This is a genomic window from Amaricoccus sp. (assembly GCF_017993425.1).
Taxonomy (GTDB): domain Bacteria; phylum Pseudomonadota; class Alphaproteobacteria; order Rhodobacterales; family Rhodobacteraceae; genus Amaricoccus.
In genome coordinates, this window is sequence record NZ_JAGOMQ010000016.1 from 31,836 (window position 1) to 47,609 (window position 15,774).

The 15,774-nt window shown below is 73.2% G+C and carries 11 protein-coding genes; 3 read left to right on the forward strand and 8 right to left on the reverse strand.

The features are described 5' to 3' along the window. Nucleotides 1-10: 10 nt before the first annotated feature. From motA to KBB57_RS09515, 3 genes are all read left to right on the forward strand, one after another. On the forward strand, nucleotides 11-883 hold the full coding sequence (gene motA, locus KBB57_RS09505) for a flagellar motor stator protein MotA (RefSeq protein ID WP_290749145.1): 873 nt from the start codon (nucleotides 11-13) through the stop codon (nucleotides 881-883). Between the two features lie 92 nt (nucleotides 884-975). Next, a complete protein-coding gene (locus KBB57_RS09510) occupies nucleotides 976-3,291 on the forward strand; it encodes a hypothetical protein (protein WP_290749147.1) in 2,316 nt (771 codons plus the stop codon). 315 nt (nucleotides 3,292-3,606) lie between these two features. Further along, on the forward strand, nucleotides 3,607-3,885 hold the full coding sequence (locus KBB57_RS09515; RefSeq protein WP_290749149.1) for a hypothetical protein: 279 nt from the start codon (nucleotides 3,607-3,609) through the stop codon (nucleotides 3,883-3,885). Between the two features lie 34 nt (nucleotides 3,886-3,919). Here the strand turns inward: KBB57_RS09515 and KBB57_RS09520 are convergent, their stop codons facing one another. The 8 genes from KBB57_RS09520 to KBB57_RS09555 all read right to left on the reverse strand — a co-directional run bounded on the left by KBB57_RS09520 (nucleotide 3,920) and on the right by KBB57_RS09555 (nucleotide 15,556). Then, on the reverse strand, nucleotides 3,920-5,014 hold the full coding sequence (locus KBB57_RS09520) for a transglutaminase-like domain-containing protein (protein WP_290749151.1): 1,095 nt from the start codon (nucleotides 5,012-5,014) through the stop codon (nucleotides 3,920-3,922). 139 nt (nucleotides 5,015-5,153) lie between these two features. Further along, the gene (selB, locus tag KBB57_RS09525; RefSeq protein ID WP_290749154.1) at nucleotides 5,154-7,088 is read right to left on the reverse strand and encodes a selenocysteine-specific translation elongation factor; all 1,935 of its coding nucleotides are present in this window, start codon (nucleotides 7,086-7,088) and stop codon (nucleotides 5,154-5,156) included. Continuing rightward, complete coding sequence (selA, locus tag KBB57_RS09530) at nucleotides 7,085-8,419, reverse strand: L-seryl-tRNA(Sec) selenium transferase (RefSeq protein ID WP_290749158.1); 1,335 nt, start codon at nucleotides 8,417-8,419, stop codon at nucleotides 7,085-7,087. The genes selB and selA overlap by 4 nt, the downstream gene beginning before the upstream one ends. A gap of 457 nt (nucleotides 8,420-8,876) precedes the next feature. Beyond that, entirely contained in the window at nucleotides 8,877-9,779 is a 903-nt protein-coding gene (gene fdhE, locus KBB57_RS09535; RefSeq protein ID WP_290749162.1) for a formate dehydrogenase accessory protein FdhE, read from the reverse strand. Between the two features lie 434 nt (nucleotides 9,780-10,213). Further along, entirely contained in the window at nucleotides 10,214-10,897 is a 684-nt protein-coding gene (locus KBB57_RS09540; RefSeq protein ID WP_290749165.1) for a formate dehydrogenase subunit gamma, read from the reverse strand. Then, a complete protein-coding gene (gene fdxH, locus KBB57_RS09545) occupies nucleotides 10,897-11,868 on the reverse strand; it encodes a formate dehydrogenase subunit beta (protein WP_290749167.1) in 972 nt (323 codons plus the stop codon). The genes KBB57_RS09540 and fdxH overlap by 1 nt, the downstream gene beginning before the upstream one ends. Beyond that, entirely contained in the window at nucleotides 11,865-14,963 is a 3,099-nt protein-coding gene (gene fdnG / locus KBB57_RS09550) for a formate dehydrogenase-N subunit alpha (protein ID WP_290749170.1), read from the reverse strand. Before fdnG ends, fdxH begins: the two co-directional genes overlap by 4 nt. Nucleotides 14,964-15,133: 170 nt before the next feature. Next, nucleotides 15,134-15,556, reverse strand: a complete 423-nt coding sequence (locus tag KBB57_RS09555; RefSeq protein ID WP_290749173.1) for a Rid family hydrolase — start codon at nucleotides 15,554-15,556, stop codon at nucleotides 15,134-15,136. Between the last annotated feature and the right edge of the window lie 218 nt (nucleotides 15,557-15,774).

Consider the following 15,774-nt stretch of genomic DNA (forward strand, 5'->3'; position numbering starts at 1 on the left):
CGAGCACCCCATGATCGGCATCGTCGGCATCGTCATCGTCTTCATCATGGTCTTCGGCGGCTACGTGATCGCCGGCGGCAAGATCGGGATCATCCTCCACTCGCTGCCCTACGAGATGATGATGATCGCCGGCGCGGCGATCGGGGCCTTCGTGATCTCCAACGACAAGCACGGCATCACCCACACGCTCAAGGCCGTGGGCAAGGTGTTCAAGGGGCCGCACTGGAGGCCGCAGGACTACCAGGACCTGCTCTGCCTGATGTTCCAGCTGATCCGCATCGCCCGGCAGAACCCGGTCGAGCTCGACGCCCATATCGAGGACCCCGGCGCCTCGTCGATCTTCGGCGCCTATCCCCGCATCCTCGCCGACGGCGAGGCGGTGGCGCTGATCTGCGACACGCTGCGCTCGGCCTCGATGAACTACGACGACCCCCACCAGGTCGAGGAGGTGCTCGGCAAGCGCATCGAGGCGAACTACCAGGAGTCGCTTCATGCGGCCCATACCCTGCAATCCATTGCAGACGGCCTGCCGGCGCTCGGCATCGTCGCCGCCGTGCTCGGCGTCATCAAGACGATGGCCGCCATCGACCAGCCGCCCGAGATCCTCGGCAAGATGATCGGCGGCGCGCTCGTCGGCACCTTCCTCGGGGTGTTCCTCGCCTACGGCTTCGTCGGCCCCTTCGCCAGCCGGGTGAAGGGGGTGATCGACGAGGACCAGCATTTCTACAACCTGATCCGCGAGGTGATGGTCGCGGCGCTCCACCAGCACGCCCCGAACATCTGCGTCGAGGTCGGCCGCCAGAACGCCCCCGCCGGCGTGCGCCCCTCCTACAACGCGCTCGAGGAGGCGCTCCGGGCCTCGAAGGCGAGCCTCGCGGCATGAGGCGCCGCCGTCTCGTCTCGCCACCCCTCGCCGGGGCCGCGTCCCTCCCGCGGCCCGCCCTTCTCGTCCGGGCGGCGCCGGTCGCCGGGGTCATGCCACGCGCCGCGCCCTTCTCCGCGCCCGCGCTCCCCGCCCGGGCCGCGCCCCTCGCCGGGCGGGGATCCCTCGCCGCCGCGCTCGCGGGGGCCACTCTCCTCGCCGCCCCGGCCGTCGCGCAGGAGGGGGGCGCGATCCGCACCGGCGAGCATCCGGGCTTCACCCGCATCGTCATGACCATCGAGCCGACCACCGAATGGTCGCTCGAGACCGCGCCCGGCGAGGCGACCATCCTCTTCCCCGGCCGGCGGCTCGCCTTCGGCGTCGAGGGGGTCTGGGAGCGCATCCCGCGCGACCGGGTCGACGCCATCGAGACCTCGGTCGCCCCCGAGGGCACGCGGGTCGTCGTCGGCCTCGCCTGCGACTGCCGCGTCTCCGCCTCCTTCGTCGGCGCGCGCCACCTCGCGCTCGACATCGGCGACCGCGGCGCCGTGCCGCCCGCGCCCCCCGTCGCGCCCGCCGGGACGGCCGAGGCGCGCGAGCGCCGCGAGGCCGAGGCCGTCGCCTCCGCCGAGGCGGCGCTGATCGCCAACCTCTCCCGCGCCGCCGAGCAGGGCGTCGTGGTGATGTCGCCCGCGGAGGCGCCGCCGGCGCCGCAGCCCGCCGCGGCGCAGCCCCACGCGCAGGCTCCCGCGCCGGAACCCACCGCCCGCCCGGAGCCGCGCCCCGCCGGCGCCCCGCCGGCGGCTCTCGCGGCGCTCGCCCTCCTCGACCAGGTCGAGGCGATCAGCGTCTACGACCGCGACGGCGCGGCCCTCGCCGCCGCCCTGAGCCAGCCCGCGCCCGCCCCGGCCTGCCTGCCGGACGCGGCGCTCGACATCGCCGCCTGGGGCGGCACGACGCCGCTGCCGGAGCAGAGCCAGCCCCTCCTCCGCCATCTGGTCGGCGAGTTCGACAAGGCCGACCCGGAGACGCTCGACGCGCTGGCCCGCCTCTACCTCCGCCTCGGGCTCGGGGCCGAGGCGGAGAGCCTGCTTGCCGGCTTCGGCGTGCCGCTGCCCGACGGGCCGCTCCTCGTCGCCATGGCGCGGACCTTCGAGGGCCGCCCGGTCGATCCCGAGGGTCCGCTCGCGGTCGCGGAGATCTGTCCCGGCCGCCACGGCCTCTGGCTGGCGCTCGCCGGCGCCGGCCCCGCCTGGCGCGGCGAGGCGCAGTTCGCCTCCGTTCAGGAGGCCTTCGCCGACCTGCCGGTCGACCTCCGCGCCATTCTCGGCCCGCCGCTCGCGCTGCGGCTGCTCGACGCCGGCCGCCCGGCGGCGGCGCGCGAGATCGAGACGACCACGATCCGCGCCGGCGCGACGCCGAGCGACGCGCTGGCGCTGGTCGACGCCCGGCTGCTGGCGGCCGAGGGCAAGCCCGAGGCGGCGGCCTCGGCGCTGCGGGCGATCGCAGAGAGCGGCTCGCCGGCGGCGATGGACGCGCTGGTCGCGCTGACCCGGCTGGCGATCGCCGAGGGATACGTGCTGCCCGACCGGCTGGTCCTCGACCTGCGCGCGGCGGCGGCGGTGCAGCGGGGCGACCCGCGGGAGGTCGAGCTGCGCGCCGTCCTCGTCGAGGGGCTCGCCGCCCGCGGCGACCTCCAGGCGGCGATGGCCGAGGTGGCGCGGGCGCGCGCCGACCTCCCCGCGTCGCGCAGGCGCTTCGCGCGTCTCGGGGTCGCCGCCGTGGCGGGCGCCGCGCCGGACCGGGTCGGGACCGCCGCCTACGCCGAGGCGGCGCTGGCGGCGCGGCCGCTCTTCCTGCGCGGCCCGGGCGGCGACGAGCCGCGGCGGGCGACCGCGGAGAGCCTGATCGCCGTCGGCCTGCCGAACGCGGCGCTGGAGCTGCTGCGGCCGGCGCTGCTCCGCGGCGACCCGGACAGCCGCCGCCTCGCGGCCCGCGCCGAGCTGGCCCTCGGCCGCCCGGACGCGGCCCTCGCCGCGCTGGTCGGCCTCTCCGGCCCGGTCACGGCCGGGATCCGCGCGGCCGCGCTGGCCCGGCGCGGCGCCCCGGCCGAGGCGGTCGCGGCGCTCGACGCGGCCGGCGACGCCGACGCCGCGGCAGGCTACGCCTGGGCCTCCGGCGACTGGGCGCGGGCCGCCGCCACCGGCGACGCCGACCGCGCCGCGATGGCGGCCTACATGGCCGCGCGCGCCGGCGCCGCCGCGGCCGCCCCCGACGCCGCCACCCCGGAAGCCGCCGCCTTCGTCGCCCCCCTCCCCCGCCTCGACCGCCCGAGCCTCGGCGCCGCGCGCAGCCTGATCGAGCGCGGCCCCGCCATCGGCGCCTTCGTCGGCGGCCTGATCGCCACCGATCCGCCCGCCGCCGACTGACGCCCGGGCTCCTCCGACCCGGCCGAGGCCAAAGCCGCGCGCTTGCGCGCGCGACCGGCGACCTGCCGGCTGGCTCCGACGCACTGGCGGATCGTGTCCGACACTGCCGTTTCGGCGCGTCGGCGCACGCCTTGCGTCAACCGCCCGTTAAAAAGTGGCAAGCCGGCTTCCAGCCGCATTCCAGCCAGACTTTTGCAAGCCGTTCCAGAGGGATACCTCGCTCCCAAACGGGAACCAGAAAAACCCCGCCGCAAGCTCCCGGGGAACCGCCTCGGGCCGGCGTCGTTCTCCCCCGAGCAGGAGAGGGAACCCGACATGCGAACGGCTCTGGCAATCCTCGTCCTCGCCCTCGGCGGAACCGGGGCGGCGGCGCAGCAGGCGGAATGCGAGGGCGGCGTCGCCGCCGCGGCCACTGCGCCGACCCCCGGCGACGCGACCGCCCCGGGCAACGCCGCGACCGGCTGGAGCGGCGGCCTCGGCGGCTCGCAGACCGGCACCAGCCCGCACGGCGCGGTCGCGGAATCGAAGACCTGGCAGCCCCCGACCGCCCGCGGCCTCGACCTCGCCGGCGAGCCGGAACCTGCCGCCTGCTAGGAGCCGCGCCGCCTGGGCCACTGACTTTTCTGCATCACACGGCCGTCTCCTGCGCCGTGATGGCATAGGCGACGGTGTCCGCGGCGAGGCAGTCGCGCAGCACGCCCGCGACCTCGACCTGCGGATACATCAGGAACGCCAGCCGGTGCTCCGAGCCCGGCAGGGTCAGGTCGTGGGCGTCGTTGTAGGCCATCCAGTTGCCCTCCCACGCCCCGAACAGCGCCGCCCGCGCCGCCGCCACCTTCTCCGAGCCGAGCGGGTTCTCGCCCGGCGGCTCCTCCAGCACCACCTTGCGCACGTCCGCCGGATCGGCCGGCGTCCAGCCATGCGCGTCGAGCCAGACCTCGGCGCGACAGTGCTGCGCCTTCGTCACCACCTCCGATCCGGCCCCGAGGCTCTTGTAGCCGAACGCCGAAGGCGCGACCCTGAGCCCGTAGAGATCGCGCGCCGGCAACCCGCTCGCCCGCGCCAACGCGACGAAAAGCGCGTTCAAATCCGCGCACTTGCCGCTCAGATCTCCCATGGCGAGCATCGAGGCCACGTCGCCCAGCCCGCAGCCGCGCACCTCCGCCTTGCGCCGGCTGTTCTCCACCACCCACTCGTAGATCGCCCGCGCCTTCGCCACCTCGTCCGTCGCCCCGGCGGTGATGCGCTGGGCGGTCTCCCGCACGATCCCGTCGGTCGGCAGGAGCTCGGTTGCGGCCAGGAACAGGCGGCGGTCCGCCTCCGACAGCGCCCGAGGCGCCGGGCCGTCCAGCACCTGGCCCCGGTCGCGCGAGCGGAAGCGGCTCGTCACCTCCAGCCGCGGCGCCGGCTCGCCGGGCGCGAAGGTCGCGTGCAGGATGCGCGCCCCGTAGACCGGATCGACCACAACCTCGGCCGTCGCGGCGTTGCCGTCCCAGTCGTCGCCCTCCGGCGCGCTCCAGTCCGGCTCGTCGACCGAGGGCAGCGGCACCCAGGCCTGCGCCGCCCCGGCCCCCGGGTCGATGACGTCGATCTTCGTCGTCACCGCGAAGCTCCGCCACGGCCCCGGCCGCGGGTCGAAGCCCGCCGCCGCGCGGCCGGTCCGCGGCGCAAGGAGCATCGCCCCGCAAGCGGCCGAAGCCGCAAGGAAATCGCGTCGTCTCATGGAAGTCCTCCCCTGAGGCCCGGCGATCGCCGAAGCGCCGCGCGACGGCGCGGCAGGCGGGCGGGAGACGGGCGGCCCCGGAACCCGGGAGCGGCGGCGCGAGCCATGGCGGACAGCCTGCGCGGCCGCGCGCCGCCTGTCAACGACCCCCGCCGCCGCCGTCCCCAGCAGGCGGCCCGCCGAAGAGGTCCAGCCGCGGCGGGTTGACGCGCCGCAGGTCGCCGCGGCGGATGGTGACGCCGTTGCGGTCGAGGAAGTCGAGGATCTGGATGGCCACCTTGCGGCCGTTGTCCATGCGGTCGCGGAACTGCGCCGCGGTGAACCAGCCCCGCTCGGCGCCCGCGCCGACGTCGGCGGCGATCGCCACCATCTCGGCGGTGGTGGCGCGCAGGAAGAAATGGTCGTGGGCGATCTGGTCGACCCGGCCCATCCGGCCGCAGAGCTTCAGCACCCGGCGGATCTCGCGCTCGTCGACGCCGGTCGCGCCGGCGATGTCGCGCACCCGCGGCGGCCGGAAGCGGACCGCGCCGCCGAGGCCGGGCGCGATCGCCTCCCAGAGCGCCGCGTCCTCGGCGGAGAGCCGCGCCTCGTGGCCGGGCAGCCGCACGAAGGCCCCGTCGAGCGCGATCCGGCCCGCTTCCGCCTCCGCGTGCAGGAAGGCGAGGAACGGCCCGCGCGACAGCCGCGGCCGCAGCGCGAGGCGGAGCCGCTCGCGCCCGAGGCCCTGAAGCTCGGGATTCTCCTCGTGAAACGCCGCCAGCGCCTCCGCGGTCTGCGCCCGCAAGGCGCCGTGCTCGGCCCGCCCCACCGCGAGCCCGGCGAGCGCCACGGGGTCGCACGCCGCCAGCGCCGCCTCGGCTTCGGCCGGCGCCAGCGCCCGGTCGCGCACGAAGGCGGCGATCTCGACGGGCGCGAGCGCCAGCAGCGCGGCGAGCGCCCGGGCCGGGTCCGGCTCGGCGGCGGCGGCGAGGAGCGCCAGCCGCTCCGGGGCGCGGCGATGGCGCGCCGGCGGCCGCAGGTCGAGCAGGCGCCCGCCGCCGAGGGTGCGCCGCGCCGAGACGTCGCGCAGGATGAAGCGGTCGTGGACCGCGACCGCGACCGGCCGCTCGAGCACGAGCTGCACCGGCCCGCTCGCCCCGGGCTCGATCGGCCCGCCGAGCGGCACGACCCGCACGCCGACCTCGACCGCGCCGACATGGAGATGCGCGGGCGTCGGCGCCGCGAGCGGGCGCGCCTCCGGGAGGAGCCGCAGCACCGCGTCGACGCGGTCGGTCGGCGCGTGGAGCGCGGGGTCGACCACGACGTCGCCGCGCGAGATCGCGTCCTTGCCGACGCCCTCGCCCGCGAGGTTCAGCGCGCAGCGCTGGCCGGCGAGGCCCCGCTCGACCGGGCGGTTCTGGGCATGGACCGAGCGGACCCGCGCGGCGAGGCCGGAGGGCGACAGCGTCACCGCGTCGCCCGGCGCGACGGTCCCGGAGAGCAGCGTCCCGGTCACCACGGCCCCCGCGCCCGCCAGCGTGAAGGCGCGGTCGACCGGCAGCCGCAGCCGCCCGGCAAGGCCGCGCGCGGCGGTGGCGACCTCCGCGGCGGCGAGGAGCGCCCGCAGCGCGCCCACGCCCTCGCCGGTCACGACGGAGACCGGCAGGACCGGCGCCCCGGCGAGCCCGGTGGGCGCGAGGAGGTCCCGGATCTGCGCCTCGACCGCGGCGCGGCGCGCGGGGTCGGCGAGGTCGGCCTTGGTCAGCGCCACGGCCCCGCGATCGAGGCCGAGGAGGTCGAGGATGGCGAGGTGCTCGCGGGTCTGCGGCATCGGCCCGTCGGCGGCGGCGACGACCAGCAGCACGAAGTCGATGCCGCCGGCCCCGGCGAGCATGGTGTGGATCAGCCGCTCGTGGCCGGGCACGTCGACGAAGCCCGTCGGCCGGCCGGCCCCGAGGTCGGCATAGGCGAAGCCGAGCTCGATGGTGATGCCGCGGCGCTTCTCCTCCTCCAGCCGGTCGGCGTCGACGCCGGTCAGCGCCTTCACCAGCGCGGTCTTGCCGTGGTCGATGTGGCCGGCGGTCCCGACGATCATGGGCCGGGGAGCGCCGCGAGGAAGGCGGCCTCGTCGGCGGGCTCGAGGCAGCGCAGGTCGAGGACGACCGCGCCGTCGCGCAGGCGCCCGAGCACGGGCCGGGCGCCGGCGCGCAGGCGGGCGGCGAGCGCCTCGGGGTCCGGCGCCGCGATCCGCAGGCCGGCCGAGGGGAGCGTGTCGACCGGCGCGGCGCCCGAGCCGACCTGGCTCGCGCAGGCGCAGGGGGCGACGGGGAGGCCGAGGCGCTGCGCCGCCGCGGGGGCGAGCCGGGCGGCCTGGGCGGCGATCTCCGCCGCCGGGCGGGCGAGATGGCGCAGCGTCGGCAGGCGCCCGGCGAGGCGGTCGGGGTCGAGGTAGAGGCGCAGCGTCGCCTCCAGCGCGGCGAGACGGACCTTGTCGATGCGCAGCGCGCGCTTCAGCGGGTGGCGGTTGATGTCGTCGATCAGGTCGGCCCGGCCGACGATGAACCCGGCCTGCGGGCCGCCGAGGAGCTTGTCGCCGGAGAAGGTGACGAGGTCGGCGTGGCGGACCGCCTCGCGCACCGTCGGCTCGCCGGGCAGGCCGAAGGCGCGCAGGTCGATGAGGGTGCCGGAGCCGAGGTCGTTGAGGAGCGGGATGCCCGCCTCCTGCGCGAGCTCGTAAAGGTCGGGCGCGGCGGCCTCGGCGGTGAAGCCCTCGATGCGGTAGTTCGAGGGGTGGACCTTGAGGATCAGCGCCGTCTCCGGGCCGATGGCGCGGCGGTAGTCGCGGAGGTGGGTGCGGTTGGTGGTGCCGACCTCGTGCAGGCGGACGCCGGCGGCCTCCATGATGTCGGGCATCCGGAAGGCGCCGCCGATCTCGATCAACTCGCCGCGCGAGACGATGGCGTCCCGCCCCGCAGCGGTGGCGGCGAGCGCGATCAGCACGGCGGCGGCGTTGTTGTTGACGACGGTGGCGTCCTCGGCCCCGGTCAGCGCGCGCAGGAGGTCGCGCAGGTGGGCGTCGCGCTCGCCGCGGCGCCCGGTGGCGAGGTCGAGCTCCAGCGCGGCGGGGGCGCGCATCGCCTGCGCCGCCGCCTCGACCGCGGCCTCGGCGAGGAGGGCCCGGCCGAGGTTGGTGTGGAGGACGACGCCCGTCAGGTTGAGGACCGGCCGCAGCCCCCGCGGAGCGTCGAGGCGGGCGGCGACGGCGGCGGCGAGATCGGCGGGCGCGGGCGCGCCGGCGCGGGTCGCGGCGAGGATCGCCCGCACCGCCTCGGTGACGCGGGCGCGGCCATGCGCCTCGATGAGCGGAGCGGCGGCGTCGGAGCGCAGGAAGCGGTCGACGGAGGGCAGCGCGCGGCGGTCGGTCATCGGCGCGGGCCCCGGGGAGCGCGGTCCGCGCGGGCGGATCGCGCGGGCCGAAGCGAGGTGTTCACGCGTGAATATTCACCAAGCCATTGAAATATATAGAGCCGGTTTGGCGGACTCACGGCGGTCCACACTGCACGACAGGAGCCGGTCGCCGCCCGAGGCTGCGGCGCTCGCCCCGACCGAAGCGGGCTCTGCCCGCGAGGCTGCGGCGCGACGAGCGAAAGCACGGCTTTCGCCGCGCCGACGGCCGGAGCGCATTGGCGCGGAGGCCGTGGGGGGTCCAGATTTCCACGCACCGCGCAATCCGGCCGTGATCGCCCCGGCGAGCGCGGCAACGCGCTCGCCCCCCGCAGGGGCGATCGCGGACGGATTCGCCACGGGTCAAATCCGTCTGGCTTCACCGTCCCGCACCCTCCCGACCGATATTTCTCTCCACTGTCGTGTAGTGTGACGGCGCTCAGAAGCCGACGAGGAACGGGTCGAACCCGGCCCGGCGGTATTCCGTCTCGCGCATCCGCGCGTCGAGGCCGAGCGAGGCGACGTCGTCGGCGAGGGGGTCGAGCGCGGCGTCCTTGTTCTGGTAGAGGATCTTCACCCAGGAGCCGCATTCGTCGCAGACCTCGGCCTTGATGACCGACTCGTCGGAGAAGGACCGGAAGCCGATGCCCTTGGTGGAGCCGCAGGCGAGGCACTTCACCCGCACCTCGTTCCAGAGCGTGGCGCAGGTGGCGCAGACGGCGTAGCGGGCCCCCTCGATGCGCAGCGTCCCGAGGACGAGCGAGGTCGCCGGCAGGCCGCCGCAGCAGGGGCAGACGCCGACCCGGACCGGGACGAGCCGCCCGGCGTCGAGCGCGGCGGCGCGGCGGGCGGCCAGCGTCTGCACGGCGGCCGCGGCCCAGAGATGCACGGCGGCGTCCTCGACGGGCACGTCATGGGCGAGCACGGCGCCGAAGAGCCAGGCGCGGGTCCCGTCGTCGGCGGCGCGCACCGCCTCGAGCGCGAGGCGGGCGGGATCGGGCATGGCGATCGCCGCCGCCGCGTCGAGCAGCGCGTCGAGCGTGGCGGAAAGCTCCGGGTCCGTGGCGAGCGCCGTGCGGTCGAGCGGCGGCATCCCGCTCTCCCGCGCCCGCGCCGTCTGGGCCTCCGGCGGCGGCGCGGCCGGCGCGGCGGCGAGATCCGCCTGCACCCGGGCGAGCGCCGCGAGGAAGCGCAGATAGGGCGCGAGCCGGCTCTCCTTCGCCAGATGCTCCAGCCGCTCGGCGCGGCGCGCGAAGACGCGGCCCGGGTCGGGCAGGATCGCGAAGGGCGGCACGGGGATCGCCCCGAGCTTGGAAGGGTCGGGGCGAAGGTCGGTCGTCATCGTCTCCTCCGGGCCGGACCGGCCACGGGTGGCGGGGCCCCTACTCTGCCGGCCCGACGCGGTCGAGTCGAGCCATTCCGGCCAGGAGTGGGGTCGGCCTTATCCGCCTGTCTGACCGATGGGGATCGGCGGCCCAAGGCGTCGACAAAGCGAGGACCGAGGCGATCTTGCTGCGTGTCGCCTGGCGAACGCTCGCCTGATTGCGAGAAACTGAATTGCGCGCAAATATATTTCGAAATATTTTGAATATGAACGGTGAAATTCATTGCATCGTTATCAGCGCCGCATTTCGCGGCGCCGTGCGACTCACTTTGCAGTTCCGCCCTCCCCGCCCCGGCCGCTCCGCGTCGAGCCGGGTGACATGCGCATGTCGCCCGGCGGGCGCTGTCGGGGGACTGACCGTGCCGCCGGGAAACGTATGGCGTCTCCGCCCGCTACTCTGCCGGCCCGGCGCGGTCGAGTCGGGCCAGTTCCCGCAGCCACTTGCGGTGGTGCCGCCAGGCCCAGCCGCCCGACACCGTGCCGCGCGTCATCGCGCTGATCGTGCCGCGGGTCCAGATCGCCGCGTAGACGTGGACGATCCAGGTGCAGATGATCAGCACCGCGGCGATCGCGTGGACCATGGTCGCCACCCGCCGGACCGGGATCGAGACCAGCCCGTCGAAGTAGCGCTCCCACATCATCACGCCGGTGACGATCAGCACGACGATCAGGAACGTCATCGCCCAGAACACGATCTTCTGCCCGGCGTTGTACTTGCCGAGCTCGGGCAGCGCCTCCTCGTTGCCGGCCAGCACGTCCTTGCCGCGGGCGAGCCAGACCCCGTCCTCGCGCCTCGGCAGGTTCAGCCGCACCATCCGGCAGAACAGCACGAAGAAGCTCGCGAAGAGCACCACCCCGATCCAGGGATGGATCACCCGCGCCGTCTGCCCGCCGCCGAAGAGCCCGGTCAGGAAGAAGAGCGACGGGTGGAAGAACCCGAGCCCCGAGATCAGCAGGAGGACCAGGCAGGCGGCGGTCAGCCAGTGGTTCCCGCGCGTCCACGGCCCGTAGCGCCGCACCGCGACCGGCTCGATCGTCTCGATCCGGTCGCCGGACTGGGAATAGACCCGCTCCATCAGACCCGGTCCTCCCGCTCCACCAGCCGCTCGGCCTCGTCGCGGTCATGCTCGGTGACCTCGTTCGGCCGGGCGAAGAAGCCGTGGAGCGTCGCGCCCACGGCGAGGAGCCCCATCGCGGCGAGGCCCACGGTCTTGGTGACGCCCTTCCACGCCTCGACCACCGGCGAGATCCGCGGATCGGCCGGCAGGCCGGCGTAGATCTCCGGCCGGTCGGCATGGTGCAGGACGTACATGACATGCGTCCCCCCCACCCCGGGGGGATCGTAGAGCCCGGCGTTCTCGAAGCCCCGCGACCTCAGGTCCTCGATGCGCTCCCCGGCATGGGCGATCATCTCCTCCTTCGGCCCGAAGGTGATGCACTGCGTCGGGCAGGCCTTGGCGCAGGCCGGCCCGTCGCCCACGGCCACGCGGTCGGAGCAGAGCGTGCACTTGTAGGCGACGTGGGTGGTCTTGGAGACCCGCGGGATGTCGAACGGGCAGCCGGAGACGCAATAGCCGCAGCCGATGCAGTTCTCGTGGATGAAGTCGACGATCCCGTTCGAGTACTGCACGATCGCGCCGGGGGACGGGCAGGCCTTGAGGCAGCCCGGATCGGCGCAATGCATGCAGCCGTCCTTGCGGATCAGCCATTCGAGGTTGCCGGTCTCGTCGTTCTCCCACTCGGTGAACCGCATCAGCGTGAACATCTCGGGCGAGAGGTCCGGCGGGTTCTGGTAGGAGCCGGTGTTGAAGCCGACCTCCGGGTGGGTGTCGTTCCACTCGATGCAGGCCGACTGGCAGGCCTTGCAGCCGATGCATTTCGAGACGTCGATCAGCTTCGCCACCTCGGTGAGCTGGCGCGTCGGCGCGGGCAGGTCCCGCGCCAGCGTCGCGGACCGGCGGACGACGTCCCCCGGCCCGAGATTGGATTCCAGCGCCTCGACCGAGGGGTTGGTGACGGCGCTGAGCGGCTCCGGCGCGAGGGTCATGACGTCAGCCCTCCGTTCGGCGCGGTCGACTTCTCGATGTTGACGAGGAACGCCTTGAACTCCGGCGTCTCGACGTTGGCGTCGCCGACGAACGGCGTCAGCGAGTTCGGGCCGAAGCCCTTGCGCGCCACCCCGGTGAAGCCCCAGTGCAGCGGGATGCCGACGACATGCACGGTCTTGCCGTCGCAGGTCAGCGGCTTCAGCCGCTTGGTCACCACCGCCTTGGCCTTGACGCTGCCGCGCTTCGACCAGACGCGCACCCAGTCGCCGCCCGCGACGCCCTTCTCGGCCGCGAGCTGCTCCGAGATCTCCACGAAGAACTCCGGCTGGAGCACCGCGTTCACCCGGTTGTGCTTGGTCCAGTAGTGGAAGTGCTCGGTCAGCCGGTAGGAGGTCCCGACATAGGGGAAGTCGGGATCGCCCGCCGCGGCGAAGGTCGGCACGTCGCTCTTGAACACCCGCGCCACCGGGTTGCCGACCATCTCCGGGTTGAGGACGTTGGCGACCGGCGTCTCGAAGGGCTCCATGTGGGTCGGGAACGGCCCGTCGCGCATCATGCCCCGGGAGAACAGGCGCGAGACCCCCTCCGGGTTCATGATGAACGGCATGACGTCGCGCGGCTTGGCCGTCAGCGCGATGTCGGGCACGTCGTAGCCGGCCCATTTCTCGCCGGTCCACTCGATGAGCTTGCGCGAGGGATCCCAGGGCTTGCCGTCGAGGTCGCAGGAGGCGCGGTTGTAGAGGATGCGCCGGTTGAGCGGCCAGGCCCAGGTCCAGTTGAGATAGGCGCCGGTCGCATCGGGATCGTTGTTGTCCCGCCGCGCCATGTTGTTGCCGTTCTCGTTCCAGCAGCCGGAATAGATCCAGCAGCCGGAGGTGGTGGTGCCGTCGTCGCGCAGCTGGCTGAAGTTCAGCACCTGCTTGCCCTGCTCCACCAGGACCTTGGTCGGGTCGGTCGTGTCCATGACCGGCGCGAGCGCGCGGCCGTTCAGCTCGCGCGCCAGCTCCTCCGGCGTGGGCTCTCCCTCGTCGGCGTAGTCCCAGGTCAGGTTCAGCACCGGCTCGGGGAAGACGCCGCCTTCCTGGCGGTAGAGCTCGCGCACCCGCAGGAAGATCTGCGCCATGATCCAGATGTCGTGCCTGGCCTCGCCCGGGGGCGAGCCGGCGGCCCAGAACCATTGCAGCCAGCGGCCGGAGTTGGTGATCGAGCCCTCGTCCTCGGCGAAGCAGGTGGTCGGGAGCTGGATCACCTCGGTCTGGATCGCGGCGGTGTCCACGTCGTTGAAGTCGCCGTGGTTCTCCCAGAACCGCGCCGTCTCGGTCTCGAGCGGGTCCATGGTGACGAGGAGCTTCAGCCTGGCGAGCCCGGCCGTGATCTTGCCCCGGTTGGGGAAGGCGAGGATCGGGTTGAACCCCTGGCAGAAGTAGAGGTTGACCTTGCCCTCGTTCATCAGCTCGAACATCCGCAGGATGTCGTAGTTGGGCACGTCGAGCTTGGTCAGCCAGTCGTAGTTCCAGTCGTTCTCGGCGGTCGCCGTGTCGCCCCACATCGACTTCATGTAGGAGACGAAGAACTTCCTGTAGTTCTGCCAGTAGCTCGTCTGGCCCGGCCGCAGCGGCTTGAAGGCCCGCGTCGACATGTAGGTCTCGAAGTCGACCTCCTTCTCCGTCGGCATGTTGAGATAGCCGGGGAGCAGGTTCGACATCAGGCCGACGTCGGTCAGGCCCTGGATGTTGGAATGCCCGCGCAGCGCGTTCATCCCGCCGCCCCGGACCCCGATGTTGCCGAGGATGAGCTGGAGCATCGCCATGCCGCGGATGTTCTGCGCGCCCTTGGCGTGCTGGGTCCAGCCGAGCGCGTACATCGACGTCATGGTCTTGGTCGGCGTCGAGCACTCGCCGATCATCTCGGCGATGTGCAGGAACTTGTCCTTGGGCGTGCCGCAGATCCGCTCCACCATCTCCGGCGTGTAGATATCGACATGCGCCTTGAGCAGGTTCCAGACGCAGCGCGGATGCGCGAGCGTCGGGTCGGTCAGCGCGAAGCCGTCCTCGCCGATCTGGTAGTCCCAGGACTTGCGGTCATAGTCCCGCTTCTCCGGGTCGTAGCCGGTGAAGAGCCCGTCCGACCAGCCGAACTCGTCCTTCACCAGCAGGGAGGCGTTGGTGTAGTTGCGGACGTAGTCCCACTGGACCTTGTCGTTCTCGATGCACCAGCGGATCATCCCCATCAGCCAGGCGATGTCGCTGCCCGGACGGATCGGGGCGTAGTAGTCCGCCACGGAGGCCGTGCGGGTGAAGCGCGGATCGACGACGATCAGCCTGGCGCCGCGATGCGCCTTGGCCTCGGTCACCCACTTGAAGCCGCACGGATGCGCCTCGGCGGCGTTCCCCCCCATCACGATGACGAGGTCGGTGTTCTTGATGTCGGTCCAGGAGTTCGTCATCGCTCCACGGCCAAAGCTCGGGCCCAAACTGGACACCGTGGGGCCGTGTCAGACGCGCGCCTGGTTGTCGAAACCTGCGATGCCGAGCGCCTTCACGACCTTGGTGGTCGTCCAGGCGGTCTCGTTCGTCGTTGCGGAAGCGGCGAGGAAGCCGGTCGTGGTCCAGCGGTTGACCGGAACGCCCGCCTCGTTGTGCGTCACGAGGTTCGCGTCGCGGTCGTCCTTCAGCGCGCGGGCGATCTTGTCGAGCGCCTCGTCCCAGGTGATCGGCTCGAAGGCCGTCGCGCCGGGGGCGCGCCGCATCGGCTGGCTCAGCCGGGTCTGCGAATGGACGAACTCCTTCAGCGCCGCGCCCTTCGGGCAGAGCGTGCCGCGGTTGGTCGGGTGGTCGACGTCGCCCTCGATATGGACGATCTCGGCGGTCTCGCCCTTCCGGAGGTCGCCCCTGGAATAGATGATCAGCCCGCAGGCGACCGAGCAGTAGGTGCAGATGTTGCGGGTCTCGGTGGTGTTCGTCAGCTTGAAGGCCCGGACATGGGCCGTCTCCGCGGCCTCCGCATCCCCGAAGCCCATCGCGCCGAGCGATGTCGCCGCCACGCCCCCGCCCGTCAGCTTCAGGAAGCCGCGGCGCGAGAGATCAACGTTCATCGTCGCCTCCCCTTGCCTCTCTCGAAAGATGGGTGCCCACAGGTTTGTCCCAGTCGCCCCGGAGGTCAAGCGCGCAATTGCGGACGGGCAGCGTCCCGGTCTGAATTTGACCGCCGTTGCGCCGAAGCGGGCCTGCGCGGTCCCGACGGCGAAGCAGGGCGCGGCCGCCGCTACTCTCTGAAGGCCGTCACCCGGATTTCGACGCGCATCCTGGGATCGCCCAGCACCGCCACGCCCAGACAGGTCCAGATCGGTCTGTGGCTCGGCATTCGGAGGCGGAACTGCCGCGCCATTTCCGCAGTAGCCCCGAGAATAGTCCCATCCGGTTCGGGCGTATGGTAAGAGTTCACGTGCGCGACATTCGACCAACTGAGCCCTACGGCGTCGAGCATGTAGGTTACGTTCTCGAAAGCCTGGTTGATCTCTGCCTCAATCGGAACGCCGTCAGCAGGGAAATCGAGATCGACGGGATTCCAGCCGCCTTGACCTGACAGCTCCACCCGACCATCAACTTCCATCACCATCGAGTAGCTGTAGTCATTGGCGTTCTTTTCGCCCCAGGGTCCGGGAGCGTGCAGCTTGAACCTCGGCACCTTCGCCTCCCCTTGTCACCGCCGAGGTCAAGGCTACGCAGAGGCGATCCCAAGTTCAAACCGAAGACACGTCCTGCGGGCGGGGCGCGTAGACCGGCGCTCCGGCCGAGGCGGCGCGAGACGGGAGCCATTTCGCCGGGCGCAGCGGCGACGGAACCCGCCCCGCCGCGCGTTTCCTTTTTGGGGGCGACGGCGACGTGATCGCGGATCGGTTCCCT

What these genes read in the sequence shown, in the direction of transcription:
- motA (WP_290749145.1), top strand. Translation starts at nt 11, where the DNA reads ATGATCGGCATCGTCGGCATCGTCATCGTCTTCATCATGGTCTTCGGC.
- KBB57_RS09510 (WP_290749147.1), top strand. Translation starts at nt 976, where the DNA reads ATGCCACGCGCCGCGCCCTTCTCCGCGCCCGCGCTCCCCGCCCGGGCC.
- KBB57_RS09515 (WP_290749149.1), top strand. Translation starts at nt 3,607, where the DNA reads ATGCGAACGGCTCTGGCAATCCTCGTCCTCGCCCTCGGCGGAACCGGG.
- KBB57_RS09520 (WP_290749151.1), bottom strand. Translation starts at nt 5,014, where the DNA reads ATGAGACGACGCGATTTCCTTGCGGCTTCGGCCGCTTGCGGGGCGATG.
- selB (WP_290749154.1), bottom strand. Translation starts at nt 7,088, where the DNA reads ATGATCGTCGGGACCGCCGGCCACATCGACCACGGCAAGACCGCGCTG.
- selA (WP_290749158.1), bottom strand. Translation starts at nt 8,419, where the DNA reads ATGACCGACCGCCGCGCGCTGCCCTCCGTCGACCGCTTCCTGCGCTCC.
- fdhE (WP_290749162.1), bottom strand. Translation starts at nt 9,779, where the DNA reads ATGACGACCGACCTTCGCCCCGACCCTTCCAAGCTCGGGGCGATCCCC.
- KBB57_RS09540 (WP_290749165.1), bottom strand. Translation starts at nt 10,897, where the DNA reads ATGGAGCGGGTCTATTCCCAGTCCGGCGACCGGATCGAGACGATCGAG.
- fdxH (WP_290749167.1), bottom strand. Translation starts at nt 11,868, where the DNA reads ATGACCCTCGCGCCGGAGCCGCTCAGCGCCGTCACCAACCCCTCGGTC.